Annotated in this window: 23 protein-coding genes; 18 read left to right on the top strand and 5 right to left on the bottom strand. The window is 65.5% G+C overall.

Annotated features, from left to right (window positions below; genetic code table 11):
* Positions 1–23 precede the first annotated feature (23 nt).
* A complete protein-coding gene (locus tag NH448_RS10435) occupies positions 24–731 on the bottom strand; it encodes a GntR family transcriptional regulator (RefSeq protein ID WP_045992404.1) in 708 nt (235 codons plus the stop codon).
* A gap of 436 nt (positions 732–1,167) precedes the next feature.
* On the opposite strand from NH448_RS10435, the gene NH448_RS10430 reads away from it, so the two are divergent.
* The 5 genes from NH448_RS10430 to hydA all read left to right on the top strand — a co-directional run bounded on the left by NH448_RS10430 (position 1,168) and on the right by hydA (position 6,686).
* Positions 1,168–1,902, top strand: a complete 735-nt coding sequence (locus NH448_RS10430) for an aspartate/glutamate racemase family protein (protein WP_253028761.1) — start codon at positions 1,168–1,170, stop codon at positions 1,900–1,902.
* Positions 1,903–1,985: 83 nt separating this feature from the next.
* On the top strand, positions 1,986–3,059 hold the full coding sequence (locus NH448_RS10425) for a TRAP transporter substrate-binding protein (RefSeq protein ID WP_045992406.1): 1,074 nt from the start codon (positions 1,986–1,988) through the stop codon (positions 3,057–3,059).
* A 74-nt stretch (positions 3,060–3,133) separates the two neighbouring features.
* A complete protein-coding gene (locus tag NH448_RS10420) occupies positions 3,134–3,862 on the top strand; it encodes a TRAP transporter small permease (protein WP_052704324.1) in 729 nt (242 codons plus the stop codon).
* Positions 3,859–5,160, top strand: coding sequence for a TRAP transporter large permease (locus NH448_RS10415; protein ID WP_083970360.1), 1,302 nt, complete (start codon positions 3,859–3,861; stop codon positions 5,158–5,160). Before NH448_RS10420 ends, NH448_RS10415 begins: the two co-directional genes overlap by 4 nt.
* 44 nt (positions 5,161–5,204) lie before the next feature.
* Positions 5,205–6,686 carry a dihydropyrimidinase gene (hydA, locus tag NH448_RS10410; protein WP_083970361.1) on the top strand — a complete coding sequence of 494 codons (1,482 nt, stop codon included), beginning with the start codon at positions 5,205–5,207 and terminating at the stop codon, positions 6,684–6,686.
* Positions 6,687–7,552: 866 nt separating this feature from the next.
* Here hydA and NH448_RS10405 read toward each other — a convergent pair.
* From NH448_RS10405 to NH448_RS10395, 3 genes are all read right to left on the bottom strand, one after another.
* The gene (locus NH448_RS10405; RefSeq protein ID WP_045993490.1) at positions 7,553–8,137 is read right to left on the bottom strand and encodes a DUF4202 domain-containing protein; all 585 of its coding nucleotides are present in this window, start codon (positions 8,135–8,137) and stop codon (positions 7,553–7,555) included.
* A gap of 56 nt (positions 8,138–8,193) precedes the next feature.
* A complete protein-coding gene (locus NH448_RS10400) occupies positions 8,194–8,565 on the bottom strand; it encodes a hypothetical protein (protein ID WP_124805224.1) in 372 nt (123 codons plus the stop codon).
* A 275-nt stretch (positions 8,566–8,840) separates the two neighbouring features.
* Positions 8,841–9,389 (bottom strand): outer membrane beta-barrel protein, encoded by a 549-nt coding sequence (locus NH448_RS10395; protein WP_052704403.1) that lies wholly within the window; start codon positions 9,387–9,389, stop codon positions 8,841–8,843.
* Positions 9,390–9,636: 247 nt separating this feature from the next.
* On the opposite strand from NH448_RS10395, the gene NH448_RS10390 reads away from it, so the two are divergent.
* From NH448_RS10390 to NH448_RS10375, 4 genes are read left to right on the top strand one after another with little or no spacing between them, the layout of a single operon-like run.
* Positions 9,637–9,777, top strand: coding sequence for a hypothetical protein (locus NH448_RS10390; RefSeq protein WP_181248609.1), 141 nt, complete (start codon positions 9,637–9,639; stop codon positions 9,775–9,777).
* A complete protein-coding gene (locus NH448_RS10385; protein ID WP_045993493.1) occupies positions 9,777–10,496 on the top strand; it encodes an ATP-binding cassette domain-containing protein in 720 nt (239 codons plus the stop codon). Before NH448_RS10390 ends, NH448_RS10385 begins: the two co-directional genes overlap by 1 nt.
* Positions 10,497–11,399: a metal ABC transporter permease gene (locus NH448_RS10380; RefSeq protein WP_108132148.1), complete on the top strand. Its 903-nt coding sequence runs from the start codon at positions 10,497–10,499 to the stop codon at positions 11,397–11,399.
* A gap of 40 nt (positions 11,400–11,439) precedes the next feature.
* Positions 11,440–12,600: a zinc ABC transporter substrate-binding protein gene (locus NH448_RS10375; protein ID WP_045993494.1), complete on the top strand. Its 1,161-nt coding sequence runs from the start codon at positions 11,440–11,442 to the stop codon at positions 12,598–12,600.
* 150 nt (positions 12,601–12,750) lie between these two features.
* Here the strand turns inward: NH448_RS10375 and NH448_RS10370 are convergent, their stop codons facing one another.
* Positions 12,751–13,716, bottom strand: coding sequence for an ABC transporter substrate-binding protein (locus NH448_RS10370; protein WP_045993495.1), 966 nt, complete (start codon positions 13,714–13,716; stop codon positions 12,751–12,753).
* 166 nt (positions 13,717–13,882) lie between these two features.
* Here NH448_RS10370 and NH448_RS10365 point away from each other — a divergent pair, with 166 nt between their 5' ends.
* From NH448_RS10365 to NH448_RS10325, 9 genes are all read left to right on the top strand, one after another.
* Complete coding sequence (locus NH448_RS10365; protein ID WP_045993496.1) at positions 13,883–14,227, top strand: hypothetical protein; 345 nt, start codon at positions 13,883–13,885, stop codon at positions 14,225–14,227.
* A 256-nt stretch (positions 14,228–14,483) separates the two neighbouring features.
* The gene (locus tag NH448_RS10360; protein WP_240184218.1) at positions 14,484–14,930 is read left to right on the top strand and encodes a C40 family peptidase; all 447 of its coding nucleotides are present in this window, start codon (positions 14,484–14,486) and stop codon (positions 14,928–14,930) included.
* A gap of 91 nt (positions 14,931–15,021) precedes the next feature.
* Positions 15,022–15,660 carry a peroxiredoxin gene (locus NH448_RS10355; RefSeq protein ID WP_045993497.1) on the top strand — a complete coding sequence of 213 codons (639 nt, stop codon included), beginning with the start codon at positions 15,022–15,024 and terminating at the stop codon, positions 15,658–15,660.
* A 246-nt stretch (positions 15,661–15,906) separates the two neighbouring features.
* On the top strand, positions 15,907–16,953 hold the full coding sequence (locus NH448_RS10350) for an ABC transporter substrate-binding protein (protein WP_045993498.1): 1,047 nt from the start codon (positions 15,907–15,909) through the stop codon (positions 16,951–16,953).
* Positions 16,950–17,711, top strand: a complete 762-nt coding sequence (locus tag NH448_RS10345; RefSeq protein ID WP_108132144.1) for an ABC transporter permease — start codon at positions 16,950–16,952, stop codon at positions 17,709–17,711. Before NH448_RS10350 ends, NH448_RS10345 begins: the two co-directional genes overlap by 4 nt.
* Complete coding sequence (locus NH448_RS10340) at positions 17,699–18,487, top strand: ABC transporter ATP-binding protein (protein ID WP_083970481.1); 789 nt, start codon at positions 17,699–17,701, stop codon at positions 18,485–18,487. Before NH448_RS10345 ends, NH448_RS10340 begins: the two co-directional genes overlap by 13 nt.
* Positions 18,484–18,819: a hypothetical protein gene (locus NH448_RS10335; RefSeq protein ID WP_045993500.1), complete on the top strand. Its 336-nt coding sequence runs from the start codon at positions 18,484–18,486 to the stop codon at positions 18,817–18,819. The genes NH448_RS10340 and NH448_RS10335 overlap by 4 nt, the downstream gene beginning before the upstream one ends.
* A gap of 362 nt (positions 18,820–19,181) precedes the next feature.
* Positions 19,182–19,469, top strand: a complete 288-nt coding sequence (locus NH448_RS10330; protein WP_045993501.1) for a hypothetical protein — start codon at positions 19,182–19,184, stop codon at positions 19,467–19,469.
* A gap of 148 nt (positions 19,470–19,617) precedes the next feature.
* Positions 19,618–20,085 (top strand): hydroxyethylthiazole kinase (locus NH448_RS10325; RefSeq protein ID WP_253028760.1); only part of this gene is annotated, 468 nt, incomplete at its 3' end.

The following is a 20,085-nucleotide window of genomic DNA, read 5'->3' as shown; positions in this document are numbered from 1 at the left end:
CCCGCGCCAGGCAACGCTCGCGGTCAGTCGTCGCCAGCGTTGTCGGGCAGCCCCTGCAGCACGGCCTGGCCGGTCTTGCGCATATGCAGGCTCAGGGCCTCGGACAGCGCCTGGGCGTCCCGCGCCTCAAGCGCCTCGACGAAGTAGCTGTGCTCGCGAGCGGACTCCTCCCAGCGACTGGCGTCCAGGTTGGCCATGTAGCGCGCCCGGGTGATACGCAACGTCAGCGATTGCTCCAGGTCCTTCAGCACCCGATTGCCGGACAGGTCCGCCAGACGCTGGTGAATGCGTTGATTGAGGGCAAAGTAGCGCTTGCGCTGATTGTCCGCGAAATAACCCATCATCTCGTCATGGAGCCGGCGGATCTCGGCGATGTCGGCATCGGAGGCGCGCACCGCCAGCAGGTTGCCCGCCAGCGATTCCAGTGCCGCCATGACCTCGAACAGATCACGTACCTCGTCACGATCCACCCTGGTCACCCGGGCTCCACGATGGGGCAGCATCTCGACCAGGCCTTCGCTGGCCAGCACCTTGAGCGCCTGGCGCAGGGGCGTCGGCGACACCCCAAAGGCCTCGCACAGCGGTTTTTCCGCGATCCGGCTGCCGGGGGCCAGCTCTCCTTCCAGTACCATTTCGCGCAGGCGCTCGGCCACCGCCTCGTAAAGGCTCGAGCGCTTGAGCGGCGCCGGGCGAGGCGGTGACAGCACGTCCTGATCCAGGGACTCGTTCATGGCGGCTCCTTTTGCTCCTCGGTGCTCCTGGGTGCTCATGCTGGCTGCTTGCGGAGGACTGGGGCGTCGCTTCAGCCCACAGCGCCCTGGAGCGGGCACCCAGTGCTCAGCACGCCGACCATCGACCACCAGCACTCAACAAAGCGCTGAAATCAAAGTTGTTTCCACACTCCATCGAAGATCCCAAGGCGCGGATTCCACGACGGTCGCCAGGTATTCACTGCCGCCTTCACAGCAAGATGTCACGGCGATTGATGCAGTGTACTTGCAAAAACTCGACGTTATGCAATGCTGAAAAGGTCGTAGAAATTTGGAATTCCGAATTTCTTTCAAGATTCAGTGTAGCGCGCCACAGGCAAGACCGGCCACCGCCGATCCGCCTCCGGGGCGCGCCACACACAACAACAACACGACCTTGCACAGGATCGCCACGCCCATGCAACGCACCCTTCTCGGAATGCTGACCCCCTCGTCGAACACCGTGCTGGAGCCCTACACCAGCGCCATCCTGCGGGACCTCATGCCAGCGGTCAGTGCCCACTTTCAGCGCTTCACGGTCAAGGAAATCTCGCTGAGCGAGGCGGCCCTGGCCCAGTTCGACCCCGCACCACAGCTTGACGCCGCCCGCCTGCTCAGCGATGCCCGCATGGACGTGATCGCCTGGAATGGCACCTCCTCGAGCTGGCTCGGGTTCGACGCCGACCGCCGCCTGTGCGCCGCCATCACCGAAGCCACCGGCATACCGGCGACCAGCAGCGTGCTGGCGCTCAACGAGGTGCTCGAGCGCACCGGGGTCAAGCGTCTAGGGCTGGTCACCCCATACCTTGACGACATCCAGACCGCCATCGTCGACAACTACCGGCGTGAAGGAGTCGAGGTGGTGGCCGAGCGCCACCTCAACGACCGCGGCAACTTCTCGTTCTCCGAATACGATGAGCGGACCCTGGCCGAGATGGTCCGCGAGGTCGCCCGAGCCGAGCCGGAGGCGATCACCATCCTGTGCACCAACCTGCGCGGGGCCGGCATCGTCGAGGAGCTGGAGCGAGAGCTCGGCATCCCCATCTACGACTCGGTCAGCGTCACCGTGTGGAAGAGCCTGCTGCTGGCAGGCCAGGACCCGAGCGCCATCAACGGCTGGGGCCAGCTGTTTCACGACCCTCGGCTCGGCTGACACTCCCCCGCCCCTCTCCACAGAAACAGCAATAGCAACATCAGCACCTGCAACAACCACCAACAACAAGATGAGGTTCTCCCATGACGACTCCCACCCTCGTGACGACGACCCGCCGGCTTACCCTAGGCGCCCTGATCGCCGCCCCCCTGCTGGTGGCCACCAGCCAGGCCCAGGCCGAAACCCTGCTGCGAGTGGCCGGCAATTTCTCCGGCAACAAGCTTCACGTGGACAACGTGGAGCGGCCCTTCTTCGCCGAGCTCGATGCCCGTGACGACCTGGCGGTGAGCTACAACCCGATGGACGCCATCGGCGTGGAAGCCGCGGACGCCCTGCGCAACATACGCTCCGGTGCCTTCGACGTGATGTCGGTGCAGATCGGTATGGCCTCCCGCGACGAGCCGTTCTTCGAGGGCATCGATCTGGCCGGGGTCACCGCCGACCTGGACCAGCAGCGCGAGGCGGTGGACGCCTTCCGCGCCGACTTCGACGCCCGCCTGCAGGAACGCTTCAACGCCAAGCTGATGACGCTGTGGCCATTCGGCCCGCAGATGATGTTCTGCAACGGTGACATCAACGGTGCCGACGACCTGGCGGGCAAGAAGGTGAGGGTGTTCACGCCGTCCATGTCACGGCTGGTGGAAGGACTCGGCGCGGTGCCGGTGACGCTGCAGTTCAGCGAGGTCTACCTGGCGCTGCAGCGCGGCGTCGCCGACTGCGGAGTGACCGCACCGTCGGCCGGTAGTAACGGCAAGTGGCCGGAGGTGACCGATCACTTCGTGCCGCTGCCGCTGTCCTACTCGGTGCAGGGCCACTTCATGAACCTGGACACCTGGAACGGCTTCGACGCCGAGCAGCAGGCGTCGCTGAGCGAAGCCTTCGCCCGCCTCGAGGACCAGATGTGGGACCTGGCCTACACCGTCAACGACGACGCCATCGCCTGCAATACCGGTCAGCCGAGCTGCGAGAACCACACCGCCTACGACATGACCCTGGTGGACATCGACGAGGACTCCCGCGCGCGCATCGAGCAGATCACCTCCGAGGCGGTGCTGCCGGTGTGGGCGGAGACCTGCGACGCCCGCTACCCCGAGTGCACCGCGCTGTGGAACGCAAGCGTCGGCGAGGTCACCGGCCTGAGCGCCAGCGCGCCCTGAGCGGCGGCTGATCGACCCTGTCGCCCACGACCAGGGGCCGCCAATGCGGCGGCCCCGACCCCAGGAGCATCCCGATGTCCGATTCCCGTCCCTCCGGTGCGCATTCGCCACCCGACGCCAGATCGCCCGGCGCTGCATCCGCTGCCGCATCGATGGCTGTATCACCGGACTCCCGGCTCGACCGGGGACTTGCCCGTCTGTCCCGCGGTGCCGCTCTGGCCGCCGGCTACGGCGCGCTGTTGCTGTCTGCGCTGATCACCTTCGAGGTGCTGGCGCGCAAGTTCTTCGCCTTCTCGCTGCAGGGGGTCGACGAGATCGGTGGCTATGTGCTGGCTATCGGTGTCGCCTTCAGCTTCGCCTTCGCCCTGACCCAGCGCGCCCATACCCGGGTCGACGTCCTGCTGACGCGACTGCCGCCCCGGCTGCGCGCCCTGCTCAACCTGGTGGCGCTGGTGCTGTTGTGCGTGTTTTCGCTGTTTATGCTGTGGCGGGCGGGCGCGACCCTGGGCGAGACCCTGGAATTCTCCAGCCTGGCCAGCACCCCGCTGCAGACCCCGCTGTGGATCCCCCAGTCGCTGTGGCTGATCGGGCTGTCGGTGTTCGCCATCGTCACCCTGCGAGCCGCCGTCCGGGCCGGCGTCCAGCTGGCGCGCGGCCAGGTCGGCGCGCTCAACGCCGGCTGCGACCCGCTCAGCGCCGATGACGAGCTCGACGAGGCACGCCGCCACTATGTTGCAGCGGAGGCTGCCACGCCTGGCCATTCGGCGGATGGCCAGATAGCCGGCCGGGAGAAGACACCATGATCTCCGTCACCGAGGTACTGCTGGGCTTTGCCCTGATGATTTCCATGATGGCGCTGGGCATCCATGTGGCGGTGGCCATCTTCACCACCGCCGCCCTCGGCGCCATGCTCTACCTGGGCACGCCGCTGCTGTTCTCCTTCGGCGACCTGTTGTGGGGCACCCTCAACGACTTCATCCTGACCGCCATTCCGCTGTTTATCCTGCTCGGCGAGCTGCTGCTGCGGGCCGGCATCACCGAGCGCATGTACTCGGCGCTGTCGGTGTGGCTCAACCGCCTGCCTGGCGGTCTGCTGCACACCAACATCGGCGCCTCATCGGTGTTCGCCGCCATGTCCGGCTCGTCGGTGGCCACCGCCGCCACCATCGGCACCGTGGCCCTGCCGGCCTTCGCTGAACGCGGCTACAGCGAGCGCCTGGCGCTGGGCACCCTGGCCGCCGGGGCGACGCTCGGCATCCTGATTCCACCCAGCATCAACATGATCATCTACGGGGCGATCACCAACACCTCCATCGGCGCCCTGTTTATCGCCGGTATCGTACCCGGGCTTGCCCTGGCTGCCACCTTCATGCTGGTGATCATGGGCATGAGCCTGCTGCGCCCCGGGGTCGCCGGCGAGCGCGAGCCGCGCGTGCCGCTGGCCCAACGTCTGCGCTCGCTGGTCGATCTGCTGCCGCCGGCGTTCGTCTTCGCCATCGTCATCGGCAGCATCTACAGCGGCTGGGCGACCCCCACCGAGGCCGCCGCCCTGGGGGTGGTGGCAGCACTGCTGCTCGCGGCGCTCAACCGCAAGCTGACCATCGCCATGCTTCACGAGTGCTTTCTGTCCATGGCACGTACCACCGCCATGATCATGCTGATCATCTCTGCGGCGTTCTTTCTCAACTATATCGTCGGCATTCTCGGCATCCCCTTCGCCCTGACCCAGTGGGTCTCGGAACTGGGACTGTCGCCGCTGGGGCTGATCCTCGCACTGGTGGTGTTCTACCTGGTGCTGGGCTGCTTTCTCGAGACCCTGTCGATGATGATCGCTACCGTACCCATCGTGGTGCCCATGGTGGTGCAGTTCGGCTTCGATCCGGTGTGGTTCGGCGTATTTCTGGTGATCATGATGGAAATCTCGTTGATCACCCCGCCCATCGGCATGAACCTCTACGTGGTGCAGGGGGTGCGCGGACGCGGCTCGATCGTCGACGTGATGATCGGCAGCCTGCCCTTCCTCGCGGTGATGCTCGCCTTCGTCGCCCTGATCACCGCATGGCCTGCCATCGTGCTGTGGCTGCCGGGGGTGATGGGATGATCGGCGATATCCGCTACGCCTTGGCACCAAGCACCTGAACAACAATGAATAACTCCGGCGCGAGCCGGTCTCTGGAGAGCAAGATGCAACGCCTCGATACTCTGATCACCAACGCCACCGTGATCACCGCCGCCGACCGCTTTGTCGCCGATATCGGCATTCGCGACGGGCGTATCGTCGCCCTCGGCGAAGGACTCGCCGAGGGTGCAGGCCCAGTCGGCGAGACCATCGACGCCAGCGGCCTGTGGGTGATGCCCGGCGGCATCGACGCCCACTGCCACCTGGCCCAGCCGCTGGGTGACGGCGCGGTGATGGCAGATGACTTCGCCAGCGGTACCCGCTCGGCGGCGGCCGGTGGCACCACCACGGTGATTCCCTTCGCGGCCCAGTTCAAGGGACAGTCACTGCGCGCGGCGGTGGAGGACTACCACCGCGAGAGCGACGGCAAGGCGATGATCGACTACGCCTTTCACATGATCGTCACCGACCCCAACCAGACGGTGCTGCGCGAGGAGCTGCCGGCGCTGATCGAGGAGGGTTACAGCTCGTTCAAGATCTACCTGACCTACGACGACCTGAAGCTCAACGACCGAGAGGTGCTCGAGGTGCTGGCGCTGGCCCGCCGCGAGGGCGCCATGGTCATGGTCCACGCCGAAAACGCCGACTGCATCGCCTACCTGACCGAACTGCTGGAAGCTCAAGGCCACACCGCCCCGCGCTACCACGCCGAGGCCCACTCCTCCATCGCCGAACGCGAGGCCACCCACCGCGCGATCTCGCTGGCCGAGCTGATCGACGTACCGCTGCTGATCGTCCACGTTTCCGGCCCCCAGGCGATCGAGCAGATCCGCTGGGCCCAGAGCCGTGGCCTGCGGGTCTACGGCGAAACCTGCCCCCAGTACCTGATGCTGACCGCCGATGACCTGGACCAGGACGGCTTCGAAGGCGCCAAGTGCGTGTGCAGCCCACCGCCCCGGGACCCGGCGGCCCAGCAGGCGGTGTGGGAGGCGCTGGAAAGCGGTGTTTTCCAGGTGTTCTCGTCGGACCATGCGCCCTTCCGCTACGAGGACGACAAGGGCAAGAAGCTGCATGGCGAGGAGGCGAGTTTTTCCTGCATCCCCAACGGCATCCCGGGGCTCGAGACGCGCCTGGCGATCCTTTTCTCGGAGGGCGTGGTCAAGCAGCGCATCGACGCCACCCGCTTCGTCGCGCTGACCGCCACCAACCCGGCCAAGATCTACGGCCTTTATCCGCGCAAGGGCACCATCGCCGTGGGCAGCGACGCCGACCTGACCCTATGGGACCCGGAGGCCCGGGTCACGGTGCGCAACGACGATCTGCACCATGCGGTGGATTACACCCCCTACGAAGGCCTGGAGCTGACCGGGCGGGTGGTCATGGCGCTGTGCCGGGGCCAGGTCGTCGCCCGCGACGGCAAGCCCTGCGGCCAAGCCGGTGACGGCCAGTTCCTGCGCTGCGACAAGCCCACCCCGGCAAGGCCCAGAGGGCAGGCCAAGGGGTTCTAGGGCTAGGTAATGGACGTGTTGTACGGTGGAACAATGTGTCCAGTCAAAAGGAAGGAGTCCCCTCGCCCGCGGCGAACAGAGGGCAGCGAAAGGAGCACGGCGAACAACGCCAAGTTGGCCAAGTTGCTCGCCCCCTTGTCTTTTCCACACGAGTCCCGGGGCGAGGGCCCAGTACCCCCGCCCGGGCGCTGGGCTGCACAGGTGCATCGCTTGTATGTCACTCAACCGGGATAGTATGAGAGGTGTCGCTTCCCCCGAGGCGATAGTTGTACGTCGGCCTGACCATAGGCGCCACGATCAACAGGCACGCCCCGGTGGGGCTGTTACTATTGGCTATAGGCCTGGCCACAGTAACCCTGGCGGGGATTGCCACTTACCTCGGCCATCTGCGCGCGGCCGAAGATGCCGTCAAAGGAGGCAGCTCATGAGTCACAATGCCGCCATCATTGTCCTGGGGCTCATGCCCGCCGTCGTTTTCGGCGTGAGCCTGCTACTGATTCGCTGGCGATACCGCTAAGGCTTGTCTGAAAAGTGCCTGCGCTCGGTAATACGGCGTTAAAAGTCGAATCAACATGCTCATTTACACCCCGTAAACTGCGCTGTCTCACCGATTTTTGCCTTGTCTAACCTTCGCTCGCCGACTTTTCGGACAGAGCCTAGCCTTCGATCTTCCTTCACGCTCACAGAGCCCGAGCCCTCGGCCACCTCTCGCCTCGTGGATTCTGGCGACAACACATCAGCCATATCAACAGAGTCGCGGCCTCCAGACAGCCAGGCGCCCATTCAATCGGTAAGCCCCTGGTACTGGCGCCCTTCCCAGGCTTTCGCGCCCCCCAGCTGCTTGAGCAGCCCACTTGCAACCCTGCCTACCCCAGCGCTTCCTCGACGATGGCACGGGCCTCGTCGCTCATGGGCAGGCCCAATGCGAGCTGGTGGGCGGCGGGGGACATCTTCTTCCAGGTCATCTGGACGATGCGGATCAGGTGGTCGTGATCGACCTGACGCGAGAAGTCGGCGAAGTAGTTCTCGAGGAACACCAGGCAGGCGCAGTCTTCCACCGCCTGGGTGCCGGGGTTGCGCCCCAGTCCCTGCTTGCGGATCATCCGCGCCACCTCCTCGGCGTCAGCGTCGCTGTAGCCGCAGGTGCGCATCACCTCCGCCGCCAGTTGGCCGGCGCGCTTGCCCTGGTCACGTCGCCAGGTCAAATAGCCGATGCGGCCCTCTTCATAGTCACTGCGCGGCACCTCCCAGCGTTTCAGGTGCTGGTTGTGCACGGCAAGCTGCACCAGCTCCGGTGCTTCGGGATCGAGTCGCTCGAGCCAGGCGCTCATGCGCCCAGCGTGCCACAGCTCCTGGGGCTGTGACGCCCCGCCCACCTCCACGCGGCGAGGGTCCTCGGCATGCAGGGCGTCGAGCCTTGCCTGGGCCTGGTCGAAGGGCGTTGTCGTCATGGGATTCCTCGATGGCGTCGATGCGTTGCCATCATGGTAACGGTCTGACGGCCATCTCAGTAGTCTTGCGCTGCTCCATGGCCGCGCAGATGACGGCAGGCCAGCGCCAGCGGCAGCAGAAAGATGGCGAAGCACCACATCGCGGCGGCAACCAAAACGACAAGCAGGAGGCGCGTCCACGGACGCTCAAGGGAGGTCAGCAGCGGGCGAAGCCCCTCGAGCAATACACCCAGCACCAGATCCATGCTCGGCAACAGCATGGCATTGAGTACCCCGGCCCAGATAGCCAGGTCGACGGGCACGCCATGGGGCACCAAGCTGACCAGCGCCAGCAGGGCCAGCACGAGAAGCGCCATCCATCGACAAATGCGGCGAGGTTCCGTCGACAGGGCGGGCAGCCGTGGGAACCGGTGGGGCAGCGTGAGCATGGGGAGCACCGAGCAGGAAGATATTCATACTCTATACTGCTCCTCCCCTACCCCCTTTGACTGACCTTTGTGTGCGTAATCACTTACAACACAATCAGCATGACCTACATCACGTTTTGTGCAGAACGTCCTCTGAACCGACGAAAAATCGTCAATCGACTAGTACCAACGGCCGATACGTGACGACAAAACAGCGCAGGGCCGACGCTTTGGCGTCGGCCCTGCGGGGTAGAACGCACCTGATGGAAACCGGTACCTGAGTCGCACCCACCAGGCTAGAAGGTATAGACCACGCTGCCGGTCAGGCTATCGACGTGCCCGATCTCGTCGGCATCGATGCGCTCGACCTCCAGACGCCCGGTCACATCGAACAGCTGCACCCGGGCGCCCAGCCCGAATACCGGGTCGGTGCCGGAATAGTCCTTGTTCAGGCCATTGCCGCTGCGGTCGGCGTCCCAGTCCGCCATGCCGGCCTTGCCGTAGACGCCGAAGGGGCCAAAGCTGAAGCCGGCGATGCCCATGGCCTGCAGGCTCTCCACCTCGAGCCGTGCCGAGGTGCCGTCGACCTCACCGTCGAGCTCACCGCCGTTGAGGTAGGACAGCTCCGCCCCCAGGTCGAGGAAGGGCAGCCAGCCGAAGTTGTAGCCGGCAAAGACCTTGGCCGCCGACGCCTCGTCGTCAAAGTCGTCATCGCCCTGCATCTGGCCGGCGCCGACACCGACGTACAAGCCGGTACTGCCGCCCGCCACGCAGTGGGTCGACGTCAGCAGGGCCAGCCCAAGGGCCGCCCCGACCAGCGCCATCCGCCGCAATATCCGTGACATCCTGAAAACTCCGTAGAAACGTTGTCCTGTTGTGCGAGACCAGGCACACCTGACACCTTATTTCAGTCTATCGTGGGAAGACATTCTTTGCAGTACCGATTGTAGGAAAGTTCCACGCCTGCCTCGAACGCTCTGGCGGCTACCTCAAGTGGATGGCCCGAGGGAGGGAAGTCGTGGAATCCCAGATATTGTTATGTTATAACTTTCAACCATTTTGCTCGACCGATTTGCCCCGGAGCTATCCTGCATGACCCATCGTCACCGCCCCGAAGGGCCTTGCCACTTCTCGCTGATGTCCCTGTCCATGCGGCGCCGACTGATGCTGGTGCTGATTCCCCTGCTGCCACTGTGGCTGGCGGTGTCCTGGTCCGCCGGATGGTGGCACTGATGTCACGCCTCGTCTTGCATGATCTGCAGTTGGCACGCGGCGGGCGCACCGTGCTCGAACATCTCGAGGGGCGCTTTCAGGATGGCGCCATCACCGCGCTCATCGGCGCCAACGGCGCCGGCAAGAGCACCCTGATCCAGGCCATCATGGGCAACTTGACGCCGGTCGCGGGCCGCGTCGAATGCGCCGTTCCGGCGGCGCGCCGCGCCTGGCTGCCGCAGCAGCTGGCGCTGGACCTGAGCTTCCCGATGAGCGTCGAGGAACTGATCATGACCGGCACCTGGCCGAGCCACGGTGCCTTCAAGGGTTACTGCGCCGCTCACTATCGCCGTGGGCGCGAGATCATGGAACGTCTGGGCATCTCGCGGCTGGCCCACCGCCCGCTGGGCGAGCTGTCCGGAGGCCAGCGCCAGCGAGCCCTGATCGGCCGGACGCTGATGCAGGAAGCCGAACTGCTGCTGCTCGATGAACCCTTTGCCAACGTCGACGTCGATACCGTCGAGATGCTGATGGACGTGCTGCGCGAGATGGCCGAACAGGGGGCGACCCTGATCATCGTGCTGCACGACATGGAGCAACTGGCACGCCTGGCCGATGACGTCCTGATCCTGTCCCAGGGCCACGGCCGCTGGGCCACGCCGGATGCGCTGGTGGAGCGTCACACCGGTCAATTGACCCGCCCACCTCGACTGCCGCTGACCTTTCCTGGATCTGTCTGAATGCTCGACTCGCTGCTTTCCACCCTGTACCTGTGGCTGATCGCCCCTTTCGACTATGCCTTCATGAGCCGTGCACTGCTGGCCAGCCTGGCGCTGTCGCTGGCGGCGCCGCCGCTGGGGGTCTTCCTGATGCTGCGCGGCATGAGCCTGATCGGCGACGCCATGTCCCACGCCATCCTGCCCGGCGTTGCGCTGGGTTTTCTGATGGCCGGTTTCTCGCTGCCCATCATGAGCCTTGGCGGCATGCTGTCAGGGCTATTGATCGCGCTGTTGGCCGGCAGCGTGTCCCAGCTCACCGGCCACCGGGAAGACTCGGCCATGGCGAGCTTCTTCCTGATTTCGCTGGCGGCCGGGGTCATGCTGGTCGCCCTGGGCGGCAGCAGTGTCGATCTGACCCATGTGCTGTTCGGCTCCATCCTGGCGGTGGACACCACCGCCCTGGTGCTGATCACCGGCATCAGTAGCCTGATCGTCATCACCCTGGCGGTGATCTTCCGCGCCCTGGTGGTGGAATGCCTCGACCCGCTGTTTCTGCGCAGCCAAGGCACCAGAAGCGGTCTGGTCCACGGTGTCTTCCTGGGGCTCGTCGTGCTCAACCTTACCGCCGGGTTTCAGACCCTGGGCACGCTGATGGCGGTCGGTCTGATGATGCTGCCGGCCACCACCGCTCGCTTCTGGAGCACGCGCCTCGAGGGCCTGATAGTGCTGTCGGTGGTGATCGCGCTGGGCGCCAGCCTCGGTGGCCTGCTGATTTCCTACCACCTGAGCCTGCCCTCTGGACCGGCCATCATCCTGCTGGCCGGTGTGGCCTATCTGCTGTCGGCGCTGTTTGGCCGCCAGCACAGTCTTTCTGCTCGCCTTCGTCGTCGCGCCACACCGCTGCGCGCCGACGACCACGCCTGACGCGCCCCGCCGTCCCCTGACCAACCGGAGATCAACGTCCATGCCACTGTCACTGCCTCATGCCTTCGTCAAACGCCACGCCTGGATTGCCCTGACGGGACTCGCCCTTGGCCCCCAGGCCGTGGCAGACGAGTCCACCCAGGTGGTCGCCAGCTTCAGTGTATTGGCCGACATGGTACGCAACGTCGGCGGCGACAGGGTCGAGGTCACCTCACTGGTCGGCCCCGACAGCGACCCCCACGTCTACTCCCCTCGCCCGACCGACGCCAGGGCCCTGGCCGAGGCAGACCTGGTGGTGCTCAACGGCCTGCAGTTCGAGGGCTGGATGACGCGCCTGCTCGACGCCAGCGGCTATCAGGGCAAGACCGTTGTCGCCACGGACGGAGTGCCGCTGCTGGCCTATGGCGGCCAATCGCTGCATCGCCAGAAAGAGGAAGGGGCCGAACACGACCATAAAGAGCACGATCATGAAGAGCACGATGGCCACGATCATGACAGCCATGAAGAGCACGACAGCCATGAAGAGCACGGCGGCCACGGTGATCACGACAGCCATGAAGACCATGAAGATCACGACGGCCACGATGATCACGACAGCCACGACCATGGCGAGTACGACCCCCATGCCTGGCTCGACCTGTCGGCAGGACTGATCTATGTCGCCAATATCCGCGACGGACTGATCGCCGTCGACCCTGACAACAGCGAGCACTACGCGTCCAGGGCCGACAGCTACATGGAGGATATCCAGGCGGCCCACGACCAGGTGCTCGCGCTGCTCGACGACCTGCCGGAACACGCCCAGGTCATCGTCGGCCACGACGCTTTCGGCCACTTCTCTCGGGCCTACGGCATCGACTTCCTGTCGCCGGTCGGTCTGTCCACCGAAGCGGAACCGTCAGCGGCGGATATCGCGCGCATGGTGGACGTCATCCGTGAACGCCAGATTCCGGCGCTGTTTGTCGAGAACATGTCCAGCCCGGCGCTGATGGAACAACTGTCCGAGGAAACCGGCGTGCCCATCGCCGGCTCACTCTACAACGGCGCCCTGTCCGAAGAAGGGATGACGTCTCACTACCTGGGAATGATCCTGCACAATGCCGAGGTGCTGCATCAGGGGTTGGTCGATGCCGAGGGTCATGACGATAGCCACGATGGCCACGACCACGACCACGACCACGACCACGACCACGACCACTGATCCTGTCATCACGACCCGCTCGCTCGACAGCTCGAGTGGACGCCACACGTCGTCCTGTCGACCTGCAGAAAACAAAGGACCGCCCTGGGGCGGTCCTTTCGTCTTTCGCTCCAAACGGCGGTCTTCAGTCGACGCTTGAGGCAACCGACATCAGGCTTCGGGGATCTCCAGTGCATCGCGCACCACGGGCCAGGCCTCCTCGCCGTCGCGCGTGGTGACCCCCTCAAGGAAGCTCTTGGTCTCCTCGGGGTGTTCACGCAGCCAATCTACGGCGACCGCCTCCGGCTCGCGCTCTTCGTAGCTGAAGCCACGGATCATGGCGCTCTGGTCATCGGCGGTAAACACCAGCTGATCGAGCAGACGGGTGGCATTGGGGTGGCTCTCGGCGAACTCGCTGCGCACCAGGGTGCGCACGTCGCTGCGGCCGCCTTCCGGTCCCCACATGTCCTCGGGGTCATCCAGATAACGCACGTCGAACTCGATGTTCATCCAGTGCGGGGTCCAGGCGGCGAACACGATCCACTCTTCACGATCGATCGCCGCGTCCACGGCGCTCAGCATGCCTGGCGTCGAGGTCTCGGACAGGTTCCAGTCACCCAGACCGTAGGTGTCCTCATCCACGGCGCTGTTGAGCGAGTCGCTCATGCCGGAGCCCACCTCGATGGAATAGATGGTGCGGTCCAGCTTGTCGGCAAACTCTTCCTTGTCCAGATCCTCCGCCGTTTTCACGCCGGCTTCGTAGACGTAGGTGGGTACGGCAAAGCCGAGGCGCGCACCGTCGACGTTGTTGCCAAGGTCCTCGAGCTTGGACTCGCCATCCTCGAAGCTGGCGTCGTACATGCCCTGCTGGGCCGGCAACCAGGCCGCCAGAAAGGCGTCGAGCTCTCCCTGGCGCAGGGCCTGATAGGTGATGGTGGAGCCCAGCTCTTCCTGGACCGGCTCGTAGCCCAGGGTCTCGAGCAGGGTGGATGCCAGGGCCGTCTTGACCGTTACACCGGGCCAGGCGGGCACGGAAAAACGAACCTGGGCATCTTCCTGGTCCTGAGCATGGGCGCCGAAGGAAGCCGCGAGCGCAATCGAGGCCGCCAGGGCCAAGGGCATGGAATGGTGTCGCATGGTTCACCTGTCGATAGCTGTAGAAGCCATCAACCATACCGGCTCGGCACACCGCCTCAAGAACGCGCCTTCAACGACTGGGTCACGGCACCGCACTTACCTGTTTGCCAGAAGTCCTTTGCTGGACCAGTCTTAAGAGGCCCGTTTCGCCGGAGGAAACACCAAGATGGCTGACATCGACTACACCCTGGAGCGCCAGATTACCCTCAAGGCACTCGCCAAGGCCTTGTCCCGCGGGTTTTCGCCCATCGTCGAGGTGGAGTCGATGGATGGCATCTACACGGTGCGCTTTCATCACGCCAACGGCACCACAGAGCTTGCCGACGACAAGGGGCGAACCCGCACCTTTCTCGGCACCGGCGAGATCCGCGAGTTACTCGGCGGCGTCGGCCTGACCCATGGCGTCCTGACCTGGACCGACCAGTGCGGTGACGAGATGATCGGCGTGGAGGGCAAGGCCATGACCCCCGACGAGATGCTGGCCAACGGCACACGCATCTCCTTTCGTTAGGGGGCACGTATCTCCTGTCGTCAGGGGGCATCGGCCTGTCGGTCGCGTCCGCGCCTGGTCGCCTGGTCGCCTGGTCGCCTGGTCGCCTTGTCATTGTCGTTGTCGCTACGCCTGCGGCGCCAGCGACACATTACGCCTCGGCCCCCTTGGCCTGCCTGGTAGGGCAGAGTACCGTAGAGGGCGCCTCGTCTGTGCAGGGAAAGCCGCAATGACCACTTCGATGCCGTGGTACACCAGATCCTCTTGGACAGCCCTGATGGCACTGCTGCTGGTGCTGCTGGGGGGCTGTGCCTCGGCCCCGCTGAGCACCGATGACGGCGGCCAGGGACTGTCCATGGAACGTGCCCTGATCCTGTCCGAGGCGCGCAGCGCCGTCGGCACCCCCTACCGGTTCGGCGGCAACGATCCGCGCGGGCTGGACTGTTCCGGCCTGGCCCAGATGACGTATTCCCGGGCGGGTATCCCCTTGCCGCGCTCATCCCGGGAGCAATACCGGCGCCTGCCGCCCATCGACGAGGCACGGCCGGGTGATCTTCTGTTCTTCGCTACCGGCAAGGGTCCCGGGGTCAGCCATGTCGGCATCTACGCCGGCGACGATGTGATGATCCACGCGCCCGGACGCGGGCGAACGGTCACCACCACCTCGCTGTCCATAGACTATTGGCAGGATCGCTTCGTCGGGGCGGCCGCGCCGGCGCCCTGACGCTCGCTGCCACGAGGCCGCGCCCCGGTCTCACCGATCGACCCGACGGGTCCGTCCGGGCCCGTCGCCATCAACCGCCAAGGAGACGACCATGACGCTACGACTGGGTGATACCGCACCGGACTTCACACAGGAAAGCACCGCCGGCACCATTCACTTTCATGAGTGGGCCGGTGACAGCTGGGTCATCCTGTTCTCTCACCCCAAGGACTTCACCCCGGTGTGCACCACCGAACTCGGGGAAGTGTCGCGCCTCAAGGGTGAATTCGACAAACGCAACGCCAAGGCCATCGGCCTGTCGGTGGACCCCATCGAAGATCACCACGCCTGGGCCGGCGATATCGAGGACACCCAGGGCCACGGGCTCAACTTCCCGCTGCTCGCCGACGCCGATCGCAAGGTCAGTGACCTATACGACATGATCCACCCCAACGCCAACGACACCCTGACGGTGCGAAGCGTATTCATCATCGATCCGGCCAAGAAGGTGCGCCTGACGCTGACCTACCCGGCCAGCACCGGACGCAACTTCGACGAGATCCTGAGGGTGCTGGACAGCCTGCAGCTGACCGACGGCTACAAGGTGGCGACCCCGGTGAACTGGAACCATGGCGACCGTTGCATCATCGTGCCTGCCGTCTCCAACGACGAAGCCAAGACCCTGTTCCCTGAGGGCTGGGACGAACAGCGTCCGTATCTGCGTTACGTCAAACAGCCGGGCAAGAAGTAAGGACGGAGCAGGCAGACGTAAGGACAGAAGTGTCCGAGGGAGGGACGAGCAGCGCCCCCTCTCTATCTACCGCTACGTCAGACAGCCTGTCCCCTCAGCGATGGCCGCCCCCGGGCGGCCATCGTCGTGTCGGCGTCTTCCGATGCCTAATAAGCATATAACGGATTGATCGCACGCCTGCGTGTCGCCCTCGTCCCCCGATCGTTATCATGCTGATCATTAACTTCATTGCTCCGGGAGGGCTCCATGCCCCAGCTCCTTTACCGCTGGCTGACCGCCGCCGCCCTGCTTCTGCCTGGTACCGCCATCGCCGCCGACGAAGGTCCGCTGGAGGTTGGTTATATGCCGATCCTGCCGGTGGCTCAGCTATTCGTGATGGAGGGCGAAGGCTGGACCGAAGAGGCCGGCCTGGAACTTGAGCTGACACGCTTTTCCAGCGGGCCGGCGATGGTCCAGGCGCTGGCCTCGGGTGATCTCGACGTCATGTACTTCGGTATCGGCCCGGCCATGGTGGCTCGCGCCAACGGGGTACCGATCAAGGTACTGGCGGCCGCCATCCAGGAGCAGATCGGCCTGGTCGCCCGCGGCGAACTGGCCAGCCTGATGGCCGACGCCGACCCGGCCCAGGCCATCGCCGACTTTACCGAGCGCGAAGGCCGTCGGCCCAAGATCGCCACCTTCCCCAAGGGCTCGGTACCCGACACGGTATTGCGCTACTGGCTGGACGAACGCCTGGGCATCGGCAGTGACGCCGTCGAGATCGTCGCCATGGGCGCCGATCGTGTCCAGCAGGCGCTGCTGGCCGGTGCAGTGGACGCCGCCTCGACCCTGGAGCCGATACTCTCCACCGTGACCGAACGCCTCGACGACGCCCAGATCGTGGCCCACGCCTCGGACATGTTGCCGGGTCAACCCGGCGCGGTGCTGGCAGCACGCGAAAGCCTGCTCGAACAGCGCCCCGATGCCGTCAGCACCTTGCTCGAACTTCACCTGCGAGCGACCCACGCCCTGGTCGATACGCCACAGCAGGTCGCCCCCTCGGTGCGCGAGTTCGTCGGCAAGCGTCTGGTGCCGCTGGAAACCGTAGAGGCTGCACTGTCCTCGCCCTTCGCCAACTACGGCGCCGATCCCCACGCGATCGTCGAGGGCACCCGCACCATGCATGACTTCCAGCTGGCCAACGGCACCCTCAAGCAGGGCCTCGACATCGACACTCTGTTCGACACCCGCTGGTACGACGACCTGACCGCAAGCGCTGACGCAGACGCCGAAGAAGGCGACACGAGCCCATGAAGTCGGTATCTCGTAGCCGGCGCACCGGCCTCGGTGCGCTGGGGCTCGTCGCCTTTGTGGCACTCTGGGAGATCTCACTGCGCCTGGGGCTGCTGCCCGGCAATCTGGTTCCGCTGCCCTCTGCGATCCCGACGGTCTTCTGGGGCGAGGTGGTCGACGGCATCTGGTGGGAAGTCGTCAGCTCGAGCCTGTCTCACTACAGCGTAGGGGTGGCCATCGGCTCGCTGGCAGGCATCGCCATGGGCGTAGCGGCGGCCCTGCTGCCGGTGTTCGACGCCCTGCACGCCTGGCTGGCGCGCCTGCTGCGCCCGATCCCGCCACTGGCCTGGATCCCTTTCGCCATCATCTGGTTCGGGATCACGCCATCGGCGGCGGCCTTCATCATCAGTATCGGGGTGTTCTGGATCAACTACTTCGCCAGCTACAGCGCGGTGCGTGCGGTGGACCCCGGCTATGACGAGGTAGCCAGGGCCTTCGGCCAGGGTTCGCTGCTGGCCCGCCTGACCAAGGTCAGCCTGCCCGCGGCGGCCCCCGGCATCCTCGGTGGCCTGCGCGCCGGCCTCGGCCAGGGCTGGATGACCGTGGTCGCGGCCGAACTGTTCGGCATTCCCGGCATCGGCCAGCGCATGATGGAGGCCTCGGGCCTGCTGGCCACCGATATCGTGGTGGTCTACATGCTGACCATTGCGGCGCTCTACGCCCTGTTCGACCTGGGCTTCCTGCATCTGCAAAAAAGGCTGCTGATATGGACACCCTGACAGCCGAACGCAACGCCGACGCCTGCGTGCTCAAGGCCCATGACCTGGCCCTGGGCTTCGGCGGCCAGCGCGTGCTCGAACATGTCGACCTGCGCCTGGCTCCACGGGAGTTCATCGCCATCGTCGGTGCCTCCGGGGTCGGCAAGTCGACCCTGCTGCGGGCACTCTGCGGCCTGCTGCCGGCGGTGGCAGGCGAGCGCTGGCTGGACGAGAGCCCACGTGATGGAGCGCGGCCCTGGTCGATGGTCTTCCAGGCGCCACGGCTGTTCCCCTGGCGACGCATCCGCGCCAATGTGGCGCTCGGGCTAGAGGGACTGGGGCTGTCCCGGGACGAGCGCCAGCGCCGCGCCCTTGCGCCGCTGGAGCTGGTCGGCCTGGGCGACATGGCCGAGCGTTTCCCCTCCACCCTGTCCGGCGGCCAGCAACAGCGTGTCGGCATCGCCCGGGCGCTGGCGGTAAAGCCCCGGGTGCTGTTCATGGACGAGCCCTTCTCGGCGCTGGATGCGATCACTCGCCGTCGCCTGCAGAACGAGTTGATCGACCTGCGCCAGCGCACCGAGGCCGCCATCGTCTTCGTTACCCACGACATCGAAGAGGCGGTGCTGCTGGCAGACCGGGTGATGGTGCTCGGTGGACATCAGGGCGGGGCCCCGGCGCGGGTCATCGACACCCTCGAGATCACGCTGCCCACCGACAATCGCCGTGAGCATTCCGACTTCGGCGCCCAGGTCCATCATCTGGAAACATTGATCGGCGCCGCCCCGGAGGCGTCATGAGCGATACCGGCCTGCCCCCCCGTGAAGCGGGCGATTCACGCTTGAAGGTGATGCTTCACGCTCCCTGCGCCGAGAGTCTTGCCCGCGCCAGGCGCAATGCCCGCAACCTCAAGGCCGCCAGCCCCGAGGCCGAGGTGCTGATCATCACCAACGCCGGCGGTGTGGCCGCCGCCGTCGCCACCCCGGACGACACCGACGCATGGTTAAGACTGTGTCGCAACAGTCTCGACGCCCAAGGCATCGTCGACACCCGGGGACTGGCCATCGTCGAGGCAGCGGTACTCACCCTGGCCGAGGGCCAGCGCCAGGGCTGGGCCTATATCCGCGCCTGACGCACGCGTTTGATCCACGTCCAGACAGACCGCCTTGGCAGGAGGCCATTGCGGTCGCCCTTGCAGATCACCCTTGCTGGTCACCCTTTCAGGTCGCCCTTGCAGGTCGCCCTTGAAGGCGACGACGGAGCCAGGCGCGACGCGCCCTCTGCCCCCACGATTCCCACGCTCTGCCAATGGCGTTCGACCAATGTCGCAGCTCGCCGACTGAACATTTTGCAGATTCGCGCATCAGACCTTGTCACAAATCTTTCAATAAAGCTTAAGCGCGCGTTAAGGCAAAGCCGCTACGCTGCAGCCCTAGCGATGGTGTCAGTAGATGTCTTCTGGCCCGCCCCCTGCACCGACAAGGAATTCCGAACATGCCCTTCCTACAGCAGGTCTCCCGTACTCGCCCCCGCTTCGCCACCAAGGGGCTTCTTCGTATCTCTCTGGCCCTGGTCGGCGGCCTCGCCCTGATGGCCTTCTGGTCGTCCATCAGCCTGCCCCTCGGTAGCCTCAGCCTGATTCTCGGTGGCCTCGCCCTGTGGCCCCGAACCGCAAGCTCGGAGCGTCGAGACGACGCCACAGACAGCGGCAACGGCGTACCGGTTCGCGAGCTCGCCCTCGCCGCCCTGGGGGTATTGATCGCACTGCAACTGCTGGGCTGACGCCCGGCGAGCTGTCGCGGTTCACCGTCTCCCGGCTCAAGGGGGATATCTCAGGCCATCGCCGCTTTACAGCGGCGCGCAGTGACCGGATCATGACTCCCTGCAAGGCGACCCTCACCGCCTTCGTCCAACGCCAGGGAGGCCTGTCATGACGACGACACTCACCGGCGCCGACATCGGCGCACGGCTGACCCGGCTGCGCCAGGCGGCGCCGCTGGTCCATAGCCTGACCAACTACGTGGCCATGAACAGCGCCGCCAATGTGCTGCTGGCCGTGGGCGCTTCACCGGCCATGGTCCATGCGCGTGAGGAAGCGGCCGAGTTCGCGGCATTGGCCGACGCTGTGCTGATCAATATCGGTACGCTCTCGCCTCACTGGGTCGAGGCCATGGTCGAGGCTGCCACCAGTGCCGGCGAGCACCAGACCCCCTGGGTGCTCGACCCCGTCGCCGTTGGCGCCACCGCCTATCGGCGAGAGTCGGCCGCCAGGCTGCTGGACTTGAGGCCCAGCGTCATTCGCGGCAACGCCTCGGAGATCATCGCCCTGGCCGAGGACGGTCTTGGCGGGCGCGGCGTCGACTCCACTGCCGCCAGCGACGACGCCGTGCAGGCGGCC

The organism is Halomonas sp. OfavH-34-E (assembly GCF_024124525.1).
GTDB classification, from domain to species: Bacteria; Pseudomonadota; Gammaproteobacteria; order Pseudomonadales; family Halomonadaceae; genus Halomonas; species Halomonas litopenaei.
This window is presented reverse-complemented; position numbering and strand designations above follow the sequence as displayed.

Bases quoted from the DNA above. Each gene is read 5' to 3' on its own strand.
- NH448_RS10435 (WP_045992404.1), bottom strand. From the start codon at position 731: ATGAACGAGTCCCTGGATCAGGACGTGCTGTCACCGCCTCGCCCGGCG.
- NH448_RS10430 (WP_253028761.1), top strand. From the start codon at position 1,168: ATGCAACGCACCCTTCTCGGAATGCTGACCCCCTCGTCGAACACCGTG.
- NH448_RS10425 (WP_045992406.1), top strand. From the start codon at position 1,986: ATGACGACTCCCACCCTCGTGACGACGACCCGCCGGCTTACCCTAGGC.
- NH448_RS10420 (WP_052704324.1), top strand. From the start codon at position 3,134: ATGTCCGATTCCCGTCCCTCCGGTGCGCATTCGCCACCCGACGCCAGA.
- NH448_RS10415 (WP_083970360.1), top strand. From the start codon at position 3,859: ATGATCTCCGTCACCGAGGTACTGCTGGGCTTTGCCCTGATGATTTCC.
- hydA (WP_083970361.1), top strand. From the start codon at position 5,205: ATGAATAACTCCGGCGCGAGCCGGTCTCTGGAGAGCAAGATGCAACGC.
- NH448_RS10405 (WP_045993490.1), bottom strand. From the start codon at position 8,137: ATGACGACAACGCCCTTCGACCAGGCCCAGGCAAGGCTCGACGCCCTG.
- NH448_RS10400 (WP_124805224.1), bottom strand. From the start codon at position 8,565: ATGCTCACGCTGCCCCACCGGTTCCCACGGCTGCCCGCCCTGTCGACG.
- NH448_RS10395 (WP_052704403.1), bottom strand. From the start codon at position 9,389: ATGTCACGGATATTGCGGCGGATGGCGCTGGTCGGGGCGGCCCTTGGG.
- NH448_RS10390 (WP_181248609.1), top strand. From the start codon at position 9,637: ATGACCCATCGTCACCGCCCCGAAGGGCCTTGCCACTTCTCGCTGATG.
- NH448_RS10385 (WP_045993493.1), top strand. From the start codon at position 9,777: ATGTCACGCCTCGTCTTGCATGATCTGCAGTTGGCACGCGGCGGGCGC.
- NH448_RS10380 (WP_108132148.1), top strand. From the start codon at position 10,497: ATGCTCGACTCGCTGCTTTCCACCCTGTACCTGTGGCTGATCGCCCCT.
- NH448_RS10375 (WP_045993494.1), top strand. From the start codon at position 11,440: ATGCCACTGTCACTGCCTCATGCCTTCGTCAAACGCCACGCCTGGATT.
- NH448_RS10370 (WP_045993495.1), bottom strand. From the start codon at position 13,716: ATGCGACACCATTCCATGCCCTTGGCCCTGGCGGCCTCGATTGCGCTC.
- NH448_RS10365 (WP_045993496.1), top strand. From the start codon at position 13,883: ATGGCTGACATCGACTACACCCTGGAGCGCCAGATTACCCTCAAGGCA.
- NH448_RS10360 (WP_240184218.1), top strand. From the start codon at position 14,484: ATGGCACTGCTGCTGGTGCTGCTGGGGGGCTGTGCCTCGGCCCCGCTG.
- NH448_RS10355 (WP_045993497.1), top strand. From the start codon at position 15,022: ATGACGCTACGACTGGGTGATACCGCACCGGACTTCACACAGGAAAGC.
- NH448_RS10350 (WP_045993498.1), top strand. From the start codon at position 15,907: ATGCCCCAGCTCCTTTACCGCTGGCTGACCGCCGCCGCCCTGCTTCTG.
- NH448_RS10345 (WP_108132144.1), top strand. From the start codon at position 16,950: ATGAAGTCGGTATCTCGTAGCCGGCGCACCGGCCTCGGTGCGCTGGGG.
- NH448_RS10340 (WP_083970481.1), top strand. From the start codon at position 17,699: ATGGACACCCTGACAGCCGAACGCAACGCCGACGCCTGCGTGCTCAAG.
- NH448_RS10335 (WP_045993500.1), top strand. From the start codon at position 18,484: ATGAGCGATACCGGCCTGCCCCCCCGTGAAGCGGGCGATTCACGCTTG.
- NH448_RS10330 (WP_045993501.1), top strand. From the start codon at position 19,182: ATGCCCTTCCTACAGCAGGTCTCCCGTACTCGCCCCCGCTTCGCCACC.